The 20863-nt window shown below is 71.1% G+C and carries 15 protein-coding genes; 1 reads left to right on the top strand and 14 read right to left on the bottom strand.

Going from position 1 to position 20863, the window contains the following annotated elements:
• Positions 1–531: 531 nt before the first annotated feature.
• On the top strand, positions 532–3681 hold the full coding sequence (gene ileS / locus ABIA38_RS01745; protein ID WP_424636542.1) for an isoleucine--tRNA ligase: 3150 nt from the start codon (positions 532–534) through the stop codon (positions 3679–3681).
• A gap of 155 nt (positions 3682–3836) precedes the next feature.
• Here ileS and ABIA38_RS01740 read toward each other — a convergent pair whose 3' ends face one another.
• The 14 genes from ABIA38_RS01740 to ABIA38_RS01675 all read right to left on the bottom strand — a co-directional run bounded on the left by ABIA38_RS01740 (position 3837) and on the right by ABIA38_RS01675 (position 20297).
• Complete coding sequence (locus ABIA38_RS01740; protein WP_424636541.1) at positions 3837–5159, bottom strand: DivIVA domain-containing protein; 1323 nt, start codon at positions 5157–5159, stop codon at positions 3837–3839.
• Between the two features lie 45 nt (positions 5160–5204).
• Positions 5205–5489, bottom strand: coding sequence for a YggT family protein (locus ABIA38_RS01735; RefSeq protein ID WP_424636540.1), 285 nt, complete (start codon positions 5487–5489; stop codon positions 5205–5207).
• Between the two features lie 65 nt (positions 5490–5554).
• Positions 5555–6199, bottom strand: a complete 645-nt coding sequence (locus tag ABIA38_RS01730; RefSeq protein WP_424636539.1) for a cell division protein SepF — start codon at positions 6197–6199, stop codon at positions 5555–5557.
• 73 nt (positions 6200–6272) lie between these two features.
• Positions 6273–6998 (bottom strand): YggS family pyridoxal phosphate-dependent enzyme, encoded by a 726-nt coding sequence (locus tag ABIA38_RS01725; RefSeq protein ID WP_424636538.1) that lies wholly within the window; start codon positions 6996–6998, stop codon positions 6273–6275.
• 43 nt (positions 6999–7041) lie between these two features.
• Complete coding sequence (gene pgeF / locus ABIA38_RS01720) at positions 7042–7773, bottom strand: peptidoglycan editing factor PgeF (RefSeq protein ID WP_424636537.1); 732 nt, start codon at positions 7771–7773, stop codon at positions 7042–7044.
• Between the two features lie 63 nt (positions 7774–7836).
• Positions 7837–9006: a cell division protein FtsZ gene (ftsZ, locus tag ABIA38_RS01715; protein WP_424636536.1), complete on the bottom strand. Its 1170-nt coding sequence runs from the start codon at positions 9004–9006 to the stop codon at positions 7837–7839.
• Positions 9007–9296: 290 nt separating this feature from the next.
• Complete coding sequence (locus ABIA38_RS01710) at positions 9297–10121, bottom strand: cell division protein FtsQ/DivIB (RefSeq protein WP_424636535.1); 825 nt, start codon at positions 10119–10121, stop codon at positions 9297–9299.
• Positions 10122–10142: 21 nt separating this feature from the next.
• Positions 10143–11237, bottom strand: a complete 1095-nt coding sequence (murG, locus tag ABIA38_RS01705; RefSeq protein WP_424636534.1) for an undecaprenyldiphospho-muramoylpentapeptide beta-N-acetylglucosaminyltransferase — start codon at positions 11235–11237, stop codon at positions 10143–10145.
• Between the two features lie 5 nt (positions 11238–11242).
• Positions 11243–12568 carry a putative lipid II flippase FtsW gene (gene ftsW / locus ABIA38_RS01700; RefSeq protein ID WP_424636533.1) on the bottom strand — a complete coding sequence of 442 codons (1326 nt, stop codon included), beginning with the start codon at positions 12566–12568 and terminating at the stop codon, positions 11243–11245.
• Positions 12569–12579: 11 nt separating this feature from the next.
• A complete protein-coding gene (gene murD, locus ABIA38_RS01695; RefSeq protein ID WP_424636532.1) occupies positions 12580–14079 on the bottom strand; it encodes a UDP-N-acetylmuramoyl-L-alanine--D-glutamate ligase in 1500 nt (499 codons plus the stop codon).
• 6 nt (positions 14080–14085) lie between these two features.
• Positions 14086–15144 carry a phospho-N-acetylmuramoyl-pentapeptide-transferase gene (mraY, locus tag ABIA38_RS01690; RefSeq protein WP_424636531.1) on the bottom strand — a complete coding sequence of 353 codons (1059 nt, stop codon included), beginning with the start codon at positions 15142–15144 and terminating at the stop codon, positions 14086–14088.
• The gene (locus ABIA38_RS01685; RefSeq protein WP_424636530.1) at positions 15141–16562 is read right to left on the bottom strand and encodes a UDP-N-acetylmuramoyl-tripeptide--D-alanyl-D-alanine ligase; all 1422 of its coding nucleotides are present in this window, start codon (positions 16560–16562) and stop codon (positions 15141–15143) included. The genes mraY and ABIA38_RS01685 overlap by 4 nt, the downstream gene beginning before the upstream one ends.
• Entirely contained in the window at positions 16559–18232 is a 1674-nt protein-coding gene (locus ABIA38_RS01680; protein WP_424636529.1) for a UDP-N-acetylmuramoyl-L-alanyl-D-glutamate--2,6-diaminopimelate ligase, read from the bottom strand. Before ABIA38_RS01680 ends, ABIA38_RS01685 begins: the two co-directional genes overlap by 4 nt.
• A 217-nt stretch (positions 18233–18449) precedes the next feature.
• On the bottom strand, positions 18450–20297 hold the full coding sequence (locus ABIA38_RS01675) for a peptidoglycan D,D-transpeptidase FtsI family protein (RefSeq protein WP_424636528.1): 1848 nt from the start codon (positions 20295–20297) through the stop codon (positions 18450–18452).
• Positions 20298–20863: the final 566 nt, after the last annotated feature.

Genomic DNA, 20863 nt, shown 5'->3' with positions numbered 1-20863 from the left:
TCTCTGTATCCGTCATGTTCACGGCCCCCTTGTTTCGCTTAGGGATGAGTCGCCCCGGACAACCGGACGCGCCGTCCCGTCACGGATTGCGCCGGGGCGGCGACGTAAATCGGTTGTGCCCAGACGCAACCACGCTTATCCCTCTTCTACGTGTCCCGTTCGTTACCGGTTCCCGAGCGGATCGTTATGCACCTGGGGGCGGGTGAACTCGGCGGCGCCGAGGTCGCCGCGGGTCGTACAATCCGCAGAGCGAGACGGTGTCGATGGGGACGAGTAGCGCCGCACGCAGCCGACAGCGACCCGGGGACGGTGTGAGCCCGGGGGTGTGCGCGACGTGAAGATCACCCCGGAGCTGCCGGAGGAAAGGTCGGTCCGAGCCCGGATCGACCCGTAGAACCGGCCCTCGCGCAGACGAGAGGGTTGTGCCCGCCAGGTGCGGCGCGCGGCCAAGAAGGGTGGTACCGCGGGACCGGCACACGGCGGTCTCGTCCCTTCGGTAGGCACGCATCACAGCCCGCGGAAGGAAGCCACATGTACCGCCCGGTACCGGCGCAGGTCGACCTGCCCGCCATGGAGCACGAGGTCCTCGCGTTCTGGCGGGACAACGACATCTTCGAGCGCTCCCTGGAGCAGCACGCCGACGGCCCGCGCTGGGTCTTCTACGAAGGCCCCCCGACGGCCAACGGCATGCCCGGCGCGCATCACATCGAGGCGCGCGTGTTCAAGGACGTGTTCCCGCGCTACCGCACGATGCGCGGCTTCAACGTGCCGCGCAAGGCCGGGTGGGACTGCCACGGCCTGCCGGTCGAACTGGCCGTGGAGAAGCAGCTCGGCTTCTCCGGCAAGCCGGACATCGAGCGCTACGGGATCGCCGAGTTCAACGCGAAGTGCCGCGAGTCGGTGATGACCCATGTGGGCGCGTTCGAGGACCTGACCACCCGGATGGGCTACTGGGTCGACATGTCCAAGGCGTATCGCACGATGGATCCCGAATACGTCGAGTCGGTGTGGTGGTCGCTCAAGCAGATCTTCGACAAGGGGCTGCTGACCCAGGACTACCGGGTCGCGCCGTGGTGTCCGCGCTGTGGCACCGGGTTGTCCGACCACGAGCTCGCGCAGGGCTACGAGACGGTCGTCGACCCCTCGGTCTATGTGCGTTTCCCGCTCACCTCCGGGCCGCTGGCCGGGCAGGCGGCGTTGCTGGTGTGGACGACCACGCCGTGGACGCTGGTGTCCAACACCGCCGCCGCCGTGCATCCGGAGGTGACCTACGTGGTCGCCACCGACGGCGACGAGCGCCTGGTGGTGGCCGAACCGCTGCTCGCCAAGGCGCTTGGCGAGGGCTGGGTGGCCACCGGCGAGCGGTTCACCGGTCGGGAGATGGAACGCTGGGCCTACCGGCGGCCGTTCGACCTGCTGCCGCTGGAGGACGCCAACTTCGTCGTGCTCGCCGACTACGTCACCACCGAGGACGGCTCGGGTGTCGTGCACCAGGCGCCCGCGTTCGGCGAGGACGACCTCAAGACCTGCCGCGCCTACGGCCTGCCGGTGCTCAACCCGGTCCGCCCGGACGGCACCTTCGAGCCCGACCTGCCGCTGGTCGGCGGGCAGTTCTTCAAGAAGGCCGACGAGGCCCTGGTCGCCGATCTGCGCGCGCGCGGGCTGCTGTTCCGGCATCTGGAGTACGAGCACAGCTACCCGCACTGCTGGCGCTGCCACACCGCGCTGCTCTACTACGCGCAGCCGTCCTGGTACATCCGCACCACCGCGGTCAAGGACGCGCTGCTGCGCGAGAACGAGCGCACCAACTGGCATCCGGACACGGTCAAGTGGGGCCGCTACGGCGACTGGCTGAACAACAACATCGACTGGGCGCTGTCCCGCAACCGCTACTGGGGCACGCCGCTGCCGATCTGGCGGTGCGACGAGGATCACCTGACCTGTATCGGCTCGTTGGCCGAATTGTCCGAGTTGACCGGGCGCGACCTCGCTGGCCTCGATCCGCACCGGCCGTTCATCGACGACGTGGTCTTCGGCTGCCCGGCCAAGGCCGCCGACGGCACGGTGTGCGGCAGCGGCGCCACGCGCGTGCCCGAGGTGATCGACGCGTGGTACGACTCGGGGTCGATGCCGTTCGCCCAGTTCGGCTACCCGTACCGCAACCGCGAGTTGTTCGAGCAGTCGTATCCGGCGCAGTTCATCTCCGAGGCGATCGACCAGACCCGCGGCTGGTTCTACACGCTGATGGCGATCGGCACGCTGGTGTTCGACAAGTCGTCCTACGAGAACGTGGTGTGCCTGGGGCACATCCTGGCCGAGGACGGCCGGAAGATGTCCAAGCACCTGGGCAACACCCTGGAGCCGATCCCGCTGATGGACCGGCACGGCGCGGACGCGGTGCGCTGGTTCATGGCCGCGGGCGGTTCGCCGTGGTCGGCGCGCCGGGTCGGGCACGGCACCATCCAGGAGGTGGTCCGCAAGACGCTGCTGACCTACTGGAACACGGTCAGCTTCCAGGCCCTGTACGCGCGCACCGGCAACTGGACGCCGAGCGCGAACGATCCGGCGCCCGCCGAGCGTCCGCTCCTGGACCGGTGGTTGTTGTCCGAGCTGAACATCCTGGTGGGCGACGTGGACGCGGCCCTGGAGGCATACGACACGCAGCGCGCGGGCAAGGCGCTCACCACGTTCGTGGACGACCTGTCGAACTGGTATGTGCGCCGGTCCCGGCGGCGGTTCTGGAACGCGGACCCGGCCGCGCTCGCCACGCTGCACGAGGCGCTGGAGACGGTGACGAAGCTGATGGCGCCGCTGGTGCCGTTCATCACCGAGCGGGTCTGGCAGGACGTGGTCCGGCCGGTCACCCCGAACGCGCCCGAGTCGGTGCACATGGCCGCGTGGCCGACGGCGGATCCGACGCTGGTGGACCCCGAGTCGGGCCGGCACATGGCACTGGTCCGGCGGCTGGTCGAGCTGGGCCGGGCCACCCGCGCGGACTCGGGGGTCAAGACCCGCCAGCCGTTGGGCCGGGCGCTGATCGGCGCGACGGGCTGGGACGAGTTGTCCGCCGAACTGCGCGAGCAGATCGCCGAGGAGCTCAACGTGGTGTCGGTCGCGGCGCTGTCCGAGGCGGGCGGCGACCTGGTCGAGTACCGCGCCAAGGGCAACTTCCGCGCGCTGGGCAAGCGGTTCGCCAAGCGCACCCCGGTGGTGGCCGGCGCGATCGCGGCGGCCGACGCGGCGGCCCTGTCCGCGGCGCTGCGCGCGAGCGGCAGCGCGGTCGTGTCGGTCGAGGGCGAGGAGGTCGAGGTGACGGCCGACGAGGTGATCGTCACGGAAACCCCGCGCGAGGGCTGGACGGTGGCCAGTCAGTCCGGCGCCACCGTCGCGCTCGACCTGACCATCACCCCCGAACTGCGGCTGGCCGGGCTGGCCCGCGACGTGGTCCGGCTGATCCAGGAGGCGCGCAAGAACAGCGGCCTGGACGTGTCCGACCGGATCCTGGTGTGGTGGGCCGCGGACGAGTCGGAGGAGACCACCTCGGCGCTGCTCGCGCACGGAGTCCAGGTCGCCGACGAGGTGTTGGCCACCCAGTTCACCCAGGGCTCCCCGGAGGACGAGGAGTTGTTCGAGCACGGCGACCCCGCGCTCGGTCTGCGGTTCTGGCTGCGCAAGGTGTGAGTCCGAGTGGGTGACGGCCGCGCGGCCGTCACCCACTCGCCCGGCGTGCCGAGCACCGAGCACCGCGAAAACAAGCACTCCGAAAACCGAGCAGCGCCCGTCCCCCCGAAGGGGGCGGGCGCTGCTCGGATGGCCGACCGACGCTCAGTGGCCGGTCAGTTGTCGGGGTCCTCGTCGATCAGGAACCCGCGCATCGGCGACGGCTGCTGCATCTGCTGCGGCTGCGGCGCCTGCGGACGCACCGGCGACATCTGCTGGGTCATCGCCGGGCTCATCTGCTGCCCGATCGACGGCTGCATCGCCGGCGACATCGAGGACGGCTGGGACATCGGCTGCGACATCGCCTGGGACATCGGTACCGGCGCGGACGACATGGCCGGCGGCAACGAGGCCGTGGCCGGTGTGCGCGGCGGCGCGAGCGAGTCGTCGGCCTGCGATTCCAGCTGGCGCAGCTGGCTCTCCAGGTACGACTTCAGGCGCGTGCGGTACTCACGCTCGAACGCGCGCAGGTCGTCGACCTTACGTTCGAGCGTGGCGCGGGCACTTTCCAGCGAACCCATCGCAACGCGGTGCTTCTCCTGCGCGTCCCGCTCCAGGGCGTCCGCCTTGGAGCGCGCGTCGCGCTCCATGCCCTCGGCCCGGGTGCGCGCCTCGCCCACTATCTTGTTCGCCTCGGAGCGGGCCTCGGCGATCGCCTGGTCCGCCGTCTGCTGCGCCAGCGCGAGCACCCGGGCGGCGCTGTCGCCACCGGGGTTGCCCATCTGCTGCTGCGGTCCACCCGGACCGAGCTGCGGCGGGCCGCCCTGCAACTGGTGCTGCTGAAGCTGCTGTTGGTGCTGCGGCGGGCCCTGGAGCTGGTGCTGACCACCCATGCCGGGGTTGCCCATTCCGGGGCCGCCCATGCCGGGGTTGCCCAGTCCCGGACCGCCCATGCCGGGGCCGCCGGGCAACTGGTGCTGGCCGCCCTGGAGCTGGTGCTGCTGCTGACCGGGCAGCTGGTGCTGACCGCTCTGCATGCCGGGGCCGCCCTGGAGCTGATGCTGCGGCGGGCCCTGGAGCTGGTGCTGACCGCTCATGCCGGGACCGAGCTGCTGCGGTCCTCCCATGGGGTGCTGCTGCGGTCCACCGGGACCGAGCTGCTGCGGGCCGCCCTGCATCTGGTGCTGGCCGCCCTGCATCCCCTGCGGTCCGCCCATCTGGGGCGGCGGGGGAACGGGGGTCGGCCCGGATATGGCTGCCGGGACGGGTGCGTCGGGGCGTTCGCGCTCCTTGCGCTGCTGAGCCTGCTGCTGACTCTGCGCGGCGGCCCTGGTCGCCGCCGCGAGTTTCGCTCGCAGGTCCTCGTTTTCCCGGAGAAGTCGGGTCAGTTCGCCCTCGACCTCATCGAGGAACGCATCGACCTCGTCCTCGTCATAGCCCTCACGGAGACGGACGGTCGTGAACTGCTTGTTACGCACGTCTTCGGGGGTCAACGGCATCTCTTCACCTCAGCGTGATCGTCGGCATCGGACAGACGTTACCGCTTACAGCCTGCCCACGACGGAGATCAGGATGTAGACGATGATCATCAGTACGAAGAAGGACAGGTCGAGTGCTACACCCCCGAGGCGCAGCGGAGGAATGAACCTGCGCAGCAACTTCAACGGTGGATCGGTGATGGAGTACGTCGCCTCCAGCAATACCACCATGACCCCGCGCGGTTCGTACGACCGCGCGAACTGGAACACGTAGTCCATCACCAAGCGGAAGAACAACACGATCAAAAAGCAGTAGAGCACGATGCGGATGATCTCCAGCGCGATGCTCATTTACCTGCCCCCTCGTGTGCCGTCCTTCTGGTCAGGACCGCACCTAGCCTCAGTTTTCGCACACCTCAGCTCTGATTGAAGAACCCGCCCTCGGCGATGCGGGCCTTGTCCTCGGCTGTCACATCGACGTTAGCAGGCGACAGGAGGAAGACTTTTTGGGTGACCCGTTCGATGCTGCCGTGCAGACCGAACACGAGACCTGCCGCGAAGTCCACCAGGCGTTTGGCGTCGGTGTCCTCCATTTCGGTCAGGTTCATGATGACGGGCGTGCTTTCGCGGAAGTGCTCGCCGATCGTGCGGGCTTCGTTGTAGGTACGCGGATGCAGCGTCGTGATGCGGTAGGGCTCACGTTCGCTGACGACTTTGTGTACGTTCACCGGTGTGCTGCTCTCGGAACGGCGTTCGGGCATGGCGGACACTGTTGCGCGGTGTTCTTCGAGGTGGCCCTCGTCGCGGAGGGGCACCGCTTCGCGGAGTGCGGTAGCTCCACGAACGGGATCCTCCCGACGTTCCCGCGAGTCCCCACGCGGATCGCGTACTTCACGTGACTCCTCACGACGCTCGTCCCGCCGCTCGTCGCGGCGATCGGTGACTCCGGCCGGATGCCGGCCGTCCTGGCCGATGTCGTCCTCATCGTAATCGTCATACTCGTAGACATCGTCCTCCACGAGGCCGAGGTAGACCGCCATCTTGCGCATTGCGCCGGCCATGTTCCGCTTCCTCCGGTCTCACGGTGGATCGGCTGAGGTCACCGTGGGTCGTGCGATCCACTTCACGGCGACGCTACCGGAGGGAAGGCCGGACGCCGAGCACCGCAGTACCGATGCGTACATGTGTCGCCCCGGCCTCGACGGCGGCTTCGAGGTCGTTGCTCATCCCCGCGGAAACCATGTTCGCAGCCGGATGGGCCGCGCGTAGGCGGGTTGCGATTTCTCGCAACCGGGCGAACGCGCGGGCGGGTTCGACGCCGAGCGGGGCCACCGCCATCACCCCGCCCAGGGTCAGGTTCGGCAGTTCGGCGACCGTGTCGGCGAGTTCGGCCAGGTCGGCCGGGGACACCCCACCGCGCGTGGCGTCTTCGTCCAGGCTGACCTGCAACAACGCGGTGATCGTGCGCTGTTCGCGGGCGGCTGCGGCGGACAGCGCGTGGGCCAGTCGAATCCGGTCCATCGAGTGCACCAGATCGGCGTAACGGGCCACCGATTTGGCCTTGTTGGTCTGCAACTGGCCGACGTAGTGCCAGACGAGGTCGAGGTCCTCGGTGGCCGCCGCCTTGGGCGCGGCCTCCTGGTCGCGGTTCTCGCCGACGTCGCGCACGCCGAGTCCGGCGAGCAGTCGTACGTCGCTCGCCGGGTGGGTCTTGGTCACCACGACGAGGGTGACGTCCTCGCGCGGGCGGCCCGCGGCGGTGCACGCGGCGGCGATCCGGCCGTGCACGGCGGCCAGGCCGGCGGCCAGTTCGGCCCGCCGGCGGGCGGTCTCTGCGGTCGTCGAAGCGTGCGTGTCCATGGGCCCATCGTCGCCGACGAGGGTCGACCGTGCCCGGGCGGGGTCAGTGCTCGGCGAGCCACACGTAGCCGGCGAACCGACCCGTGGCGCGGTCTCGGCGATAGGAGAAATGGTCGGCCGACTCGCGCGTGCAGATGTGCGATTTCTCACCCGACACGACCCCCTGCGCGGCGAGTTGCGCCCACACCCCGGTCGGGATATCGAGCCCCGGAGTGCCCTCGCGGGTGCGCGCGCGGGCCGCGGGGACGAGTGTGGACACTTCGTCGCACATCGCCTCGGGAACCTCGTAGCAGGCGCCACAGACGGCCGGGCCGGTGTGCGCGACGATCCGGGTGGGCTGCGCACCGAGCGCGCGCATCGCCTCGATCGCGGCGGGCACGACGCCCGCGGCCAGGCCCGGGCGGCCGGCGTGCGCGGCGGCGATCACCCCGGCCTGCGGGTCGGCGAGCAACACCGGGGTGCAGTCGGCGACCAGGACCGCGAGCGCCAGGCCCCGGGTCGCGGTGACCACGGCGTCGGTGGCCGGGAGCGGCGCGGCGCTCGGGCCGGTCGCGACGGTGACCGTGTCGCCGTGCACCTGGTTCATCCAGACCACCCGTTCGGCCGACAGGCCCAACGCCTCGGCGGTGCGCGCCCGGTTGCCGGCGACCACGCGCGGGTCGTCGCCCACATGGTCGCCCAGATTGAGTTCGTCATACGGCGCGGCGCCCGTGCCACCCCACCGATCGGTGAAGGCGAAACGGGCGCCGCCGGCGGCGGCCCTGCGCGTGAACACGTCGGGGCCACCCCTTGTGTGAGATTTTCGCGACGGCGGATGCCGAAGGAAGACCTTTTTCTTCTACTTCATGAACGGCGGGATGTCGAGATCCAGATCGTCCTTGATCGGTTCCGGCACCAGCGGGGTGCGCGGACCCGGGGTGGTCGGCGCCGGCTGGTAGATCGGCGCCGGGGCCGGCTCGTGCAGCACGCCGGGTCCCTGGTTCGGGCTCGACCGGGTCGGCTCGGGACGCGATGTCTGCGGCGGCGTCGCGGGCTTGCCCAACTCGCTCTTGGACGGCGGCTGTCCGCCGTCGAAGCCGGCCGCGATCACGGTGACCCGCACCTCGTCGCCGAGCGCGTCGTCGATCACCGCGCCGAAGATGATGTTCGCCTCGGGGTGCGCGGCCTCGCTGACCAGTTGCGCGGCCTCGTTGATCTCGAACAGACCGAGGTCCGAGCCACCGGAGATGGACAGCAGCACACCCCGGGCGCCGTCGATGGACGCCTCCAGGAGCGGGCTGGAGATGGCCATCTCGGCCGCCGCCACCGCGCGGTCGTCGCCGCGCGCCGAGCCGATCCCCATCAGCGCCGAACCCGCCTCGGACATCACCGACTTGACGTCGGCGAAGTCGAGGTTGATCAGACCCGGGGTGGTGATCAGATCGGTGATGCCCTGGACACCGGACAACAGCACCTGGTCGGCCGAGCGGAACGCGTCCAGGACGCTGACCTGCCGGTCGGAGATGGACAGCAGTCGGTCGTTGGGGATCACGATCAGCGTGTCGACCTCGTCGCGCAGTTGCGCGATGCCGTCCTCGGCCTGGTTCGCGCGCCGCCGTCCCTCGAAGGTGAACGGACGCGTGACCACGCCGATGGTGAGCGCGCCGAGCGAGCGGGCGATGTTGGCCACCACGGGCGCGCCGCCGGTGCCGGTGCCGCCGCCCTCGCCCGCCGTGACGAAGACCATGTCGGCCCCCTTGAGGACCTCCTCGATCTCCTCGCGGTGGTCTTCGGCGGCCTTGCGACCGACATCGGGGTTGGCGCCGGCGCCGAGGCCGCGGGTCAATTCCCGGCCGACGTCGAGCTTGACGTCGGCGTCGCTCATGAGGAGGGCTTGGGCGTCGGTGTTGATCGCGATGAACTCGACGCCCTTGAGACCGACCTCGATCATCCGGTTGATGGCGTTGACACCGCCACCGCCGATACCGACCACCTTGATGACTGCGAGGTAGTTCTGGGGTGCTGCCACGTCGAAGGCCTCTCGCCTCGAGTTCCGGTCGGCATGCCGTGGTTCCGGTATGCCGACATTTGCCGACTTGGGGAGGTCGGGACGCGATTTCCGCGAGCCACCAAAACCCTCACCCTCAGGTATAGAATTACACCTGTTCGCATCGAACGTCGCCGATCCGAACGGTGCGGATTACTGCTTTGTCAACCTGGGGCTAGGCCGACACTAGGTCCCCATCGGACGCGGTTCAACGAACACGCCGAACCTGTCCCTATTGTTTTATCGCAGTGGCGGGGTGCTTTCGCTCCCGGTCACGGCGCGGACGGGGTCGAAACCGCTGTGGCGGATGCGACCGAAGGTAACGACTGCGCGGGCGCCGGCGGCGCGAGCGAGGGAAATGGTTGGGTGCGGGTCACCGGCGCGTCGGGCGCGCTGATGTCGTAGAACTTCGCGGGCCGTTGCAGCAGGACCGCCAGGACGAGGGCCTTGCGGTCGGACGCGTCGGCGCCGCCCCACACGACGGTCTCGCCCTTGTCGAGCACGAGCGCGATGTCGTCGCGCGTGCGGGCGGTGATGTCCCGCACACGTTGGGCGATCGGCGGCGGCAGTGCCGTCACCACCTGAACCACCCCCCGTAGCGTGTCCCGACCCACCGTGTTGGCGTCGACCTTGACGATCGGCACCCCCGGCGGCGCGGCGTCCACCGTACCGAACCGTACGCCGTCCTTGTCGATCTCCGCGTACCGGCCCGCGTCCGGCACCACCAGGGCGGTCACCCGCTCGCGCACCGAAATGCGCACCGTGTGCGGCCAGTCCCGCTCCACCCGGACCGAGGCCACCCTCGGGATCGCGGCCACCCGGGCCCGGATCGCGTCGAGGTCGATCCCGGCCAGCGGGTCGCCCACCGGCACCGCCGCGACCTGCGCGACCTGCTCCCGGGGCAACACCTTGGTGCCGCCGACGGCCACCTTGCGGGCGTCCAGCAGCGACGAGTGGTAGACGATCCCCCACCCGGCCCCGGCGAGCACCGCGAGCACCACCAGGACGAGGAGCGGGCGCAGGTTGGTCCAGCGGCGCCGCGGACCACGTCCGGCCGGGGCCGGACGCGCCGGCGCGCGCTCCTTCGTGTCGGGCAAGGACGCTCCTTCGACCGGCGGTTACTGGGGCAACCGCGCGGCGGCGATCGCCTCGTGGACCATCCGGACCAGTTCCTCGTCGGCGTCGCGCCGGCCGAACTCGGCCGCCGCCTTGCCCATGTCGTGCAGCCGGCGTGCGTCGGTGAGCACGGGCAGCACCGACGAGCGGATCCAGTCCGGGGTCAGGTCGGCGTCGTCGACCAGCAGGCCGCCGCCCGCCTTGACCACGGGCTGCGCGTTCAGCCGCTGCTCGCCGTTGCCGATCGGCAGCGGTACGTAGGCCGCGGGCAGCCCGACCGCGGCCAATTCGGCGCAGGTCATCGCACCGGCTCGGCACAACACCATGTCGGCCGCCGCGTAGGCCAGGTCCATCCGGTCGAGGTAGGGCACCACGACATAGGCCGGGCCGCCGGGCGGCGAGTCGATCCTGAGCTCGTTGTTGGGCCCGGCCGCGTGCAGCACCTGGACGCCCTCGGCGAGCAGTTGCCGGGCGGTCGCGGCCAGCGTCTCGTTCAGCCGCCGCGCGCCCTGCGAGCCGCCGAACACCAGCAGTGTGGGCCGCATCGGGTCCAGGCCGAACATCGCGCGGGCCTCGTCGCGCAGCGCGTCGCGGTCCAGCGTGGCGATCGCGCGGCGCAGCGGGATGCCGATGTAGCGCGCGCCGCGCAGCTTGCTGTCCGGGGTGCTCACCGCGACGAATCGGGTGTATCGGGCGCCGATCTTGTTGGCCAGGCCCGGCCGGGCGTTGGCCTCGTGCACCACGGTCGGCACGCCCTGGCGCTTGGCCGCCAGGTAGCCCGGCAGCGCGACGTAGCCGCCGAAGCCGACCAGGCAGGACGCGTTGGTCCGCTCGAGCACCGCCGCGGCCTCGCGGATGGTGCCGCGCAGCCGGCCGGGCACGGTCATCAGCTCGGGCGTGGGCTTGCGCGGCAACGGCACGGCCGGGATCAACGCGAGTTCGTAGCCGCGAGCGGGAACGAGCTTGGTCTCCAGGCCCTTGGCCGTGCCGAGCGCCGTGATCCCCACATTCGGGTTCTGGCGGCGCAGCGCGTCCGCCAATGCCAGAGCGGGCTCGATGTGCCCGGCGGTTCCCCCGCCGGCAAGGACGACATGCACCTGATTCACCCATCCCTGCGCGGCAGGATCCGCGCGAACGCTCGACGAACCGCCCCGGGCCCGCGTGCGGCGAGCGCCGCCTCGGCCTTTGGTTCACCTCGGGCGAAGGACAACAGCATGCCCACGGCGAACATGGTCGGAAGCAGGGCGGAACCTCCGTAGGACACCAATGGCAACGGCACTCCGGCGATCGGCAGCAGGCCGAGCACCGCCCCGACGTTGATCATGACCTGGGCCATGATCCACGCGGTCGCGCCTCCCGCGGCGAGTCGTACGAACTGGTCTTTCGTGCGGCTCGCGACGCGGATACCTGCATAGCCTAGGGCCGCGAAGAGGGTGAGTACGGACAGCGTCCCCACCAGACCCAATTCCTCGCCGATGACGGCGAAGATGAAGTCTGTGTGCGCCTCGGGCAATGTGCCCCATTTGCCATAACTCGTCCCGATACCGCTGCCGAACCAACCACCCGTGGCGAGCGAGTAGATGCCCTGGGCCGCCTGCAACGTGCTGCCGTTGGGGTCGGCGAACGGGTCCAGGAATCCCACGAACCGGGCCGCCCGGTGTGGTTTCAGCACAATCAGCACGGTGGCCAGCACGCTCACCACGGCGATTGCGAGCGCGAACAATCGGCCCGGCGCACCGGCGATCCAAAGCAGCGCGAGCACCAGGACGGTGATGATCATCGCGGTGCCCATGTCGCCGCCGACCAGCACCAGGAACAGGATGACCAGCGCGCCGGGCAGCAGCGGTACGAACATGTGCCGCCACTGGCCCAGCAACCGGCGCTTGCGGGTGAGCACGTCGGCCCCCCACAACACCAGGGCCAGCTTGGCGAACTCGGAGGGCTGGAGTTGGAACGAGCCGAGGCCGATCCAGTTGCGGTTGCCGTTGACCTGTATCCCCACGCCGGGCACCATCACCAGGCACAACGCGACGACGCAGCACAGCAGGAACGGATAGGCGAGCCGGCGATACCAGCGCAGCGGCAGACGTGACGCGATCCACATCAGCGGGAACCCTATGGCGACCGCGATCAGCTGCTTGCTGAAGATCTCGTCGAAGGAGCCGTAGATGGTCCGCGAGGTGATCTGCGACGCGGACAACACCATCACCAGGCCGAGCACGGTGAGCAGCAGCCCCGAGCCGAGCAGCAGGTAGTAGGCGGTCAGCGGACTGGCCAGGGCCCGGCGCAGTTCGCGGCGCACCGGTCCGACCGGGCGCCGCGCCGCGGCGGGGCGCGGCGCGGGCCGCACGGCAGCACCACCGCGCGGCCGCCGCTGGTCGGCGGGGGGCGCGGGGCGGGCTTCGCGAGTGTGCGGACCGGCGGCCATCGCGGGAGCGGTCAGCCGGCCGCTGGATCGAGGCCGCGGACCGCGTCGGCGAACGCGTCGCCGCGCTTTCCGTAGTTGGCGTACATGTCCATCGACGCGCACGCGGGCGCGAGCAGCACGGTGTCCCCCGGCCGGGCCAGCGCCGCGGCCTGTGCCACCACCAGTTCCATCGCCCCAGTGTCGGTCGCGGCGACCTCCACCACGGGGACATCGGGGGCGTGTCGCGCGAGCGCGTCGCGAATCACCGCGCGGTCGGCGCCGAGCAGCACCACCGCGCGCAGCCGGTTCTTGGCACCGGAGACCAGGTCGTCGAAGGAGGCCCCCTTGGCCAGGCCGCCGGCGATCCACACGATGTCCCGGTAGGCGGCCAACGAGGCGGCCGCGGCGTGCCCGTTGGTGGCCTTGGAGTCGTCCACGTAGTCGACGCCCGCCACGGTGGCCACGTGCGCGATGCGGTGCGCGTCCGGGCGGAACGCGCGCAGCCCGTCGCGCACCGCCACCGGCGCCACGCCGTAGGCGCGGGCCAGCGCGGCGGCGGCCAGCGCGTTGGCCACGTTGTGCGGCGCGGGCGGGTTCACCTCGCCCACGGTGGCCAGTTCGGCGGCCGTGCTGTGCCGGTCGGGCACGAACGCCCGGTCGGCGAGCAGGTCGTCGACCACGCCGAAGTTCGACAGGCCCGGCGGGCCGAGCCCGAAGCCGACCGCCCGGCAGCCCTCCTCGACCTCGGCCTCGTGCACGAGCTGTTCGGTCTGCGGGTCGGCCAGGTTGTACACGCAGGCGATCTGGCAACCGCCGTAGATCCGGCCCTTGTCGGCGGCGTAGGCCTCCGGCGAGCCGTGCCAGTCCAGGTGGTCGGGGGCGATGTTGAGCACCGCGGCGGCCAACATCCGCGGCGCGCCGGCGTCGTCCTTGGGGCTTTCCTCCCAGGTCGGCAACCAGTGCAGCTGGAAGCTGGACAACTCCAACGCCAGCACGTCGTAGGCCGGTTCGCCGTCCCCGTCCCGGGCCAGCACCGCGTCCACCACGGGTGTCCCGACATTGCCCGCCGCCGCGACCCGCTTGCCGGACGCCTCCAGGATCGAGGCGAGCATCCGCACGGTGGTGGTCTTGCCGTTGGTCCCGGTGATCGCCAGCCACGGCGCGGGGTTCACCCTCGGGCGCAGCCGCCAGGCCAGCTCCACGTCCCCCCACACCGGCACGCCGGCCGCGCGCGCGGCGGCGAACAGCGGCTTGGTGGGCCGCAGTCCGGGCGAGGCGATCAGCACGTCCACGCCGCCGGGCAGCGTCTCGTCGTCGCCCAGGCGCACCTCGATGCCGAGCGCGCCCAACTCCTCGGCGCGCCGCCGGGCGTTGTCGTCGGCGGAGCCGTCGATGGCCACCACGCGCGCGCCCAGGCCGTGCAGCGCCCGCGCGGCGGACGCGCCGGTGACCCCGGTGCCCGCGACGCAGAACGACAACTCGGCCCACGGCGCGCCGTGATGAGTGAAGGTGCTCAGGTCTTTGGTACTCACGTCTCTTTACGTTCCCGTAACCCAGCCCGCGTAGAAGATGCCGATCCCGAGAATGGCGCACAGGCCGGCGATGATCCAGAACCGAACCACGATGAGTACTTCGGTCCACCCCTTGAGTTCGAAATGGTGCTGGAGCGGCGCCATTTTGAACACCCGTTTGCCGGTCATCTTGAAGTAGCCGACCTGGATGATCACCGAGAGCGAGATGATCAGGAACAGGCCGCCGATGAGCGCGGACAGCAGTTCGGTGCGGGTCAGGATGGCCAGACCCGCGAGCGCGCCGCCGAGGGCGAGCGATCCGGTGTCGCCCATGAAGATCTTGGCCGGCGAGGTGTTCCACCACAGGAAGCCGAAACACGAGCCCATCATCGCCGCGGACACGATCGCCAGGTCCAGCGGATCGCGCACGTCGTAACAGCCCACGCCGGGGGCGTTCAGGCAGGACTGGCCGTACTGCCAGACCCCGATGAAGGTGTACGCGCCGAAGACGATCACCGAGGCGCCGGTGGCCAGGCCGTCCAGACCGTCGGTGAGGTTGACGCCGTTGGAGTGGCCGGCGATCAGGATGTAGGCCCAGATCACGAAGAACACCGGCGTCAGGTCCAGCGCGGTGTCCTGCACGAAGGACAGGTGGGTGGACGCGGGGGTGAACCCGCGCGCGTCCTTGAACTGGATCGCGAGCAGCGCGAACGAGATGCCCACGAAGGACTGTCCGGCCAGTTTGGCCTTGGCCCGAAGCCCCAGGCTGCGCTGCTTGACGATCTTGATGAAGTCGTCCACGAAGCCGACCAGTCCCAGGCCCGCCATCAGGTAGAGCACGAGCAGCGCGGACGCGCTCGGGGTCTCCAGCGTGATCGCCTTGGCCGAACCGTAGCCGACGAGCGCGGCCAGGATGATCACCGCGCCGCCCATCGTGGGCGTACCGCGCTTGCTGTGGTGTCCGGCCGGACCGTCGTCCCGGATCAGCTGGCCGTAGCCGCGCTTGACCAGGATCCGGATCGCGAGCGGCGTACCGATCAGCGACAACACCAGGGCGATGCCGCCGGCGATGAGGATCGCCCTCACCCGTGCACCTCCGCGTTGCTCACGTCGTCCCCGGCCGCGTCCGCCAACAGCGCGTCCGCGAGCCGTTCCAGGGCCACCCCTCGGGAGGCCTTCACCAGTACGACGTCGCCCGGGGCCAGTTCGCCCCGGAGTAGTTCGACGGCCGCCTCTACGTCGGGCACCAGCACCGACTCCTCACCCCACGAACCCTCGTTCTTCGCGCCCATGTCGATCCAGGCGGCCTCCCTGCCGCCCACGGCCACCAGCTTGTGGATGTTCAGGCGTACCGCGAGTCGCCCGATCGCGTCGTGCTCGGTCAGCGACGTCTCGCCCAACTCCCGCATCTCACCCAGCACGGCGAACGTCCGCTTGCCGCCCGCCATCGCGACGAGCGCCTTGAGGGCGGCTCGCATCGACTCGGGGTTGGCGTTGTACGCGTCGTTGACGACGGTCACCCCGTCGTCCCTGCGGGTCACTTCCATCCGCCAGCGGGAGATCGTACCGGCCGCGCCGAGGGCCGCCGCGATGTCCTCCACGGTCATGCCCACTTCGCGTGCCACCGCGGCACACGCGAGAGCGTTCGCCACGTGGTGCTCACCGTACAGGCGCAAGATCACCGGCGCACTGCCCTCCGGTACGCACAACGTGAACGAGGCGCGGCCCTGCGCGTCGAGGGTCACGTCCTCGGCCCGCACGTCGGCCTTCGCGCTCTCCCCGAAGGTGACCACCCGGGCCCGGGTGCGCTCGGCCATCGCGCGCACCAGCGGATCGTCCTGGTTGAGCACGGCCACCCCGTCCGCGGGCAGCGCCTCGACCAGTTCGCCCTTGGCCCGGGCGATGCCCTCGCGGCCGCCGAACTCGCCCACGTGCGCGGAGCCGACGTTGAGCACCAGGCCGATCCGGGGCGGGGTGATCGTGCACAGGTAGGCGATGTCGCCGATGTGGCGTGCGCCCATCTCGGCGACCAGGTACCGGGTGTCCTCGGTCACCCCGAGCACGGTCAGCGGCAGGCCGATCTCGGTGTTGAAGTTGCCGCTCGGCGCGATCGTCGGGCCCATGTGGGCGAGCACCTGGCCGAGCAGGTCCTTGGTGCTCGTCTTGCCGCAGGACCCGGTCAGCGCGATCACCGTGGTGTCGCTCAGTCGGTCGGTGATCAGCCGGGCGAGGGCGCCCAGGCCGCGGATCACGTCGTCGACCACGATCGCCGGGGTGCCGGTGTCGCGCTCGGCGAGCACCGCGACGGCGCCGGCCTCGATCGCGGCGCGCGCGTAGTCGTGCCCGTCGACGCGCTCGCCGCGCACGGCCGCGAACAGCGTGCCGGGGCCGACCTTGCGGGAGTCCACGACCACCTCGGCGGTGATGCGCGCGGCCGGATCCGCGCCGCCCGCCAATCGCCCTCCGAGAGCGTTGGCGATCTCGGCAAGAGTGGTGGAAATCACTGGTTCGTCTCCTCGGCACGCGAGGTGCCGGTCGCCGGGACGCCTGGGGTCGGGGTCTCGGACGTCGGGGTGTGCGTTGATGGTGCGGGAGCCACGATCCTCGCATCGTCGGACTGCTTCGGGGACGCCGGGCCGCCGCGCATGGTTCTGGTCAACGCCGTACGCAGTTCGACCCGGTCGTCGAAGGGGTGTTTGACGCCGTTCGCGAACTCCTGGCCCTGCTCGTGGCCCTTGCCCGCGACCACGACCGTATCGCCGGGCCGCGCGCGCTCCACCGCGAGCACGATCGCCGCGACCCGGTCCGGCTCGACCAGCACCTCGCCGTGCGGCTCGGCCCGGTCGCGGGTGCCGACCAACATCTCGTCCAGGATCGCCAACGGGTCCTCCGAGCGCGGGTTGTCGCTGGTCAGCACCACCCGGTCGGCCAGCTCGACCGCGGCGGCGGCCATCAGCGGGCGCTTGGCCCGGTCCCGGTCGCCACCCGCGCCGAGCACCACGGTCAGCGCGCCGGTGGTCACCGGGCGCAGCGCGCGCAACAGCGTGTCGACCGCGTCCGGGGTGTGCGCGAAGTCGACCACGGCCAGGAACGGCTGGCCGGCGTCGACCCGCTCCATCCGGCCGGGCACGCCCGGGGTGCGACCCACACCCGCGACCGCGTCGGCGAGCGGGATGCCGCCGACGGTCAGCGCGACGATCGCAAGGAGCGCGTTGGACACGTTGAACGGGCCGGCCAGGCGCACCGACGCGTCCGCCTCGAGCCCGTCCGGGCCGACCACGGTGAACCGGCTGCCGTCCGGGCCCAGGTCGACGTTCTCCGCCCGCCAGTCGGCGTCCGCGGCGCCCGCCGCCGACACGGTGACCACCGGCACGCTCGCCAGCGCGGCCAGCCGGCGGCCGTAGGCGTCGTCCACGTCGATCACCCCGGCCCGCGACCGAGCGGGGGTGAACAGGTCGGCCTTGGTCGCGAAGTACTCCTCCATCGAGGGATGGAAGTCCAGGTGGTCCTGGGACAGGTTGGTGAACAGCGCGACGTCGTACACGGTGCCGTCGACCCGGCCCAGCGCGAGCGCGTGGCTGGAGACCTCCATCACCGCCGCGGTGACCCCGTTCTCGCCCATCGAGGCGAGCAGCGCCTGTACGTCGGTGGCCTCGGGGGTGGTGCGCACGCTGGGCACCACCTCCTCGCCGATCCGGGTCTCCACCGTGCCGATCACCCCGGTGGTGTCGCCGTGCGCGCGCAGCCCGCCGTCGAGCAGGTAGGCGGTGGTGGTCTTGCCGTTGGTGCCGGTGACCCCGAACATCAACAACCCGCTCGCGGGCCGCCCGTAGACCCACGCGGCGATCTCACCCAGTCGGCCGCGCGGATCGTCCACCACGAGGGTGGGCAGCCCGCTGTCCGCGGCCAGTTCGGCGCCCGCCGGGTCGGTCAGCAGCGCCACCGCGCCCGCGCGCGCGGCCTGCGCCGCGAACGTGGCGCCGTGTACGTGCTCACCGAGCAGCCCCGCGTAAAGATCCCCCGGGCGTACGGCCCGCGAGTCGTGGGTGACGCCGGTGAGCATCGCCTCCGGGTCGCTCGGGGCCCCCGTCAGGGGGACACGGACGAACCCGGCCAGGCCGGTCAGCGGTTGGGGGCGCACCTCGGCTGGGCGGCGCAGATCACGGTTGGGCACGGCGGGCAGGCTACCGCGCTTTGGCCGGTCGACTCGTCGCCGCCGGCCTCACCACCGGATCACCGAGCACGATCGCACCGGCTGCCGGCGTCGTCGATTCCCGGCGCCCGGAGCGCCACCGACGCCACCACGCACGGATCATCCGCCGGGGCGAAGCCGACGAACGCACGGCGGGCAGGCTACCGCGCTTTGGCCGGTCGACTCGTCGCCGCCGGCCTCACCACTCGATCGGGAGATCGAGCGGCGCGCTGCCGCTGGGGGCGATCCGGCGGCTCTGCAGGGCAAATGTCATCACCTGTTGGAACACCGGTGCGCACAGGCTGCCGCCGCCGCCGTCGATGCCCGGCGCCTGGAGCGTCACGGACACCACGACCTGCGGGTTGTCCGCCGGGGCGAAGCCGATGAAGGAGGTGGTGTAGCCGTTGTAGCGGCCGGTCTTGGGGTCGAACCGGTTGGCGGTGCCGGTCTTGCCCGCGACCCGGTAACCGGGGATCCGGCCGTTCTTGCCGGTGCCGCCGTCGTCGGCGACCACCGTCTCGAGCATGTCGGTGACCTGGCGGGCGGTCTCCGGGCTGACCACCAGGTTCGACTTGGGCGGTGCGGCGGGCTTGAACTTCCCGTCCGGGTCGGTGCTGCCCTTGACCAGGCTGGGCTCGATCCGCACGCCGCCGTTGGCGATGGTCTGGAAGACCGAGGTGGCCTGTACCGAGTTGACCGACAGGCCCTGGCCGAAGGGAATCGTGTACTGCTGCGAGCCGTCCCACTTCTGCGGCTGGGCCAGGATGCCCGGCGTCTCGCCCGGGAACTTCAGCCCGGAGGGCTGCCCGACGCCGAATCGGGTCAGGTAGTCGTACAGCTTGGCGTTGGCCTCGGCGCGGTTGGGCGAGAGCGTCTCGGAGGTCAGGATGGTGCCGATGTTGCTGGACTTGGCCAGTACGCCGGCCAGGGTGAGCTGCTGGGTGGGGTGGTCGTGCTCGTCCTTGAACAGCTGGTCGGCGCGGGCCAGTCGGTTCGGTACGGTCACGTGTGTCGCGGGGGTGGCCTTGCCCTCCTGGATCACCGCGGCCATCGTCATCACCTTGCCGGTGCTGCCCGGTTCGTAGGCCTCCTCGACCGCCCGGTTGCCCAGATTGTGCACGTCGCCCGGGCCGATGTGGTTGGGGTCGTAGCCGGGTGCCGTGGCCATCGCGAGCAACTGCCCGGTACGTACGTCCTGGACCACCACGGTGCCGGACTCGGACTTGGTCTCGGCGACCTTGGCGGCGATCAACTGCTCGGCGTACCACTGGAGGTCACGGGAGACGGTCAGCTGCACATCGGACCCGGGCACGGCCTGCTTCCCGGTGAGGTCGGAGGTGGGCACCCGGCGGCCGTAGACCATCTCCTGGGTGGTCCGCCCGTCCTGGCCGGCCAGCTTGCCGTCCAGGGTCATCTCCAGGCCGCCGCCGCCGTGGCCGGTGGCGTTGACGAAGCCGACCAGGTTGGCGCCGACCGGGCCGGCCGGATAGACCCGCTTGCTGTGCTTGTCCGAATAGATGCCGACCAGGTCGTTCCGGCGCACCTTGCCCAGATCCTTCTGGGCCTGGCGGATGGTGTTCCACACCGCCGGATCGACCTGGGGGGCGAGCACCACGTAACGCGACTTGGGGGTACGCAACTTCGCCTCGATCGCGACCGGGTCGCCGTTCACGAGTGGCGCGAGGGCGAGGGCGGTGGCGCGCGGATCGTACTTCTGCACCTGGGTCGGATCGGCGGTCACGTCGAAGGCGTCCACCGACTTGGCCAGCGCGACCCCGGTGGCATCGGTGAGCGCGCCACGCTCGGCGGGGACGTTGATCGTCTGCGTGCGCTTGGCGGCGGCCTGCGCGGCATAGGCGGGCGCGTCCAACGCCTGGAGCTGCAACAACCGTCCCGCGAACAGGGTCAATACCACCCCGAGTCCGACCAGCCCGATCTTCAGGCGTTTGCCCGGATCCCCCATCCGGGCCGGCCGCCGAGGCGGATGAACCCCCTTGCCGGCCCGGCCGGAATGCGCGTCCCGAACCCGAATCCGAGCCCCGCGCACCCCCGAACGCTCGTCCCGGGACCGCCCGGCCCGCACCGCGTCGGGGCGCGGCCGACCCGACCGCCGCACCGCCGAGCCGTCCCCGGCACGCGGCCGAGCCGAACCCGCACCATCATCCGCGCGGGACCGAGCCGAACGCCGCACCGCGGAGGTGTCCCCGGCACGCGACCGCCCCGAACCCGCACCATCTTCCGGACGCGGCCGAACCGGCCGCCGCGCCGCCGAGCCGTCCCCGGCACGGGACCGCCCCGACCTCGACGCGGCATCGTCGGGACGCGGCCGAACCGGGCGCCGGCCGGCCGACCCGTCCCCGGCACGCGACCGGGCCGGCCGCCCACCGGACGCCGCGTCACCGGCCGCGCCGGCTTCGGGCCGCGGTCGAACCGGGCGCCGACCCGCCGCCGCGTCCCCCGAACGCGGGCGCGCCGACCGCCCGTCGGACGTCCCGGGCGCACCGTCCTCGGCCCGCGAACGACCCGCCCGAGACCCGTCGGAGCCCGCCGGTCGCGCGGTCCGGCGCACCGGCGGGACGTCCTCGTCCCGCGGTCGCCGCGGCCGCCCGGGAC

Origin of the sequence: Embleya sp. AB8 (genome assembly GCF_049739465.1) — a bacterium.
GTDB lineage: Bacteria > Actinomycetota > Actinomycetes > Streptomycetales > Streptomycetaceae > Embleya.
The sequence above is the reverse complement of the archived record's forward strand: the minus strand, read 5'-3'. Positions and strand labels throughout refer to the sequence as shown.

Excerpts from the sequence above, each read along its gene's own strand:
- ileS (WP_424636542.1), top strand. The coding sequence starts at position 532 with ATGTACCGCCCGGTACCGGCGCAGGTCGACCTGCCCGCCATGGAGCAC.
- ABIA38_RS01740 (WP_424636541.1), bottom strand. The coding sequence starts at position 5,159 with ATGCCGTTGACCCCCGAAGACGTGCGTAACAAGCAGTTCACGACCGTC.
- ABIA38_RS01735 (WP_424636540.1), bottom strand. The coding sequence starts at position 5,489 with ATGAGCATCGCGCTGGAGATCATCCGCATCGTGCTCTACTGCTTTTTG.
- ABIA38_RS01730 (WP_424636539.1), bottom strand. The coding sequence starts at position 6,199 with ATGGCCGGCGCAATGCGCAAGATGGCGGTCTACCTCGGCCTCGTGGAG.
- ABIA38_RS01725 (WP_424636538.1), bottom strand. The coding sequence starts at position 6,998 with ATGGACACGCACGCTTCGACGACCGCAGAGACCGCCCGCCGGCGGGCC.
- ftsW (WP_424636533.1), bottom strand. The coding sequence starts at position 12,568 with ATGGCCGCCGGTCCGCACACTCGCGAAGCCCGCCCCGCGCCCCCCGCC.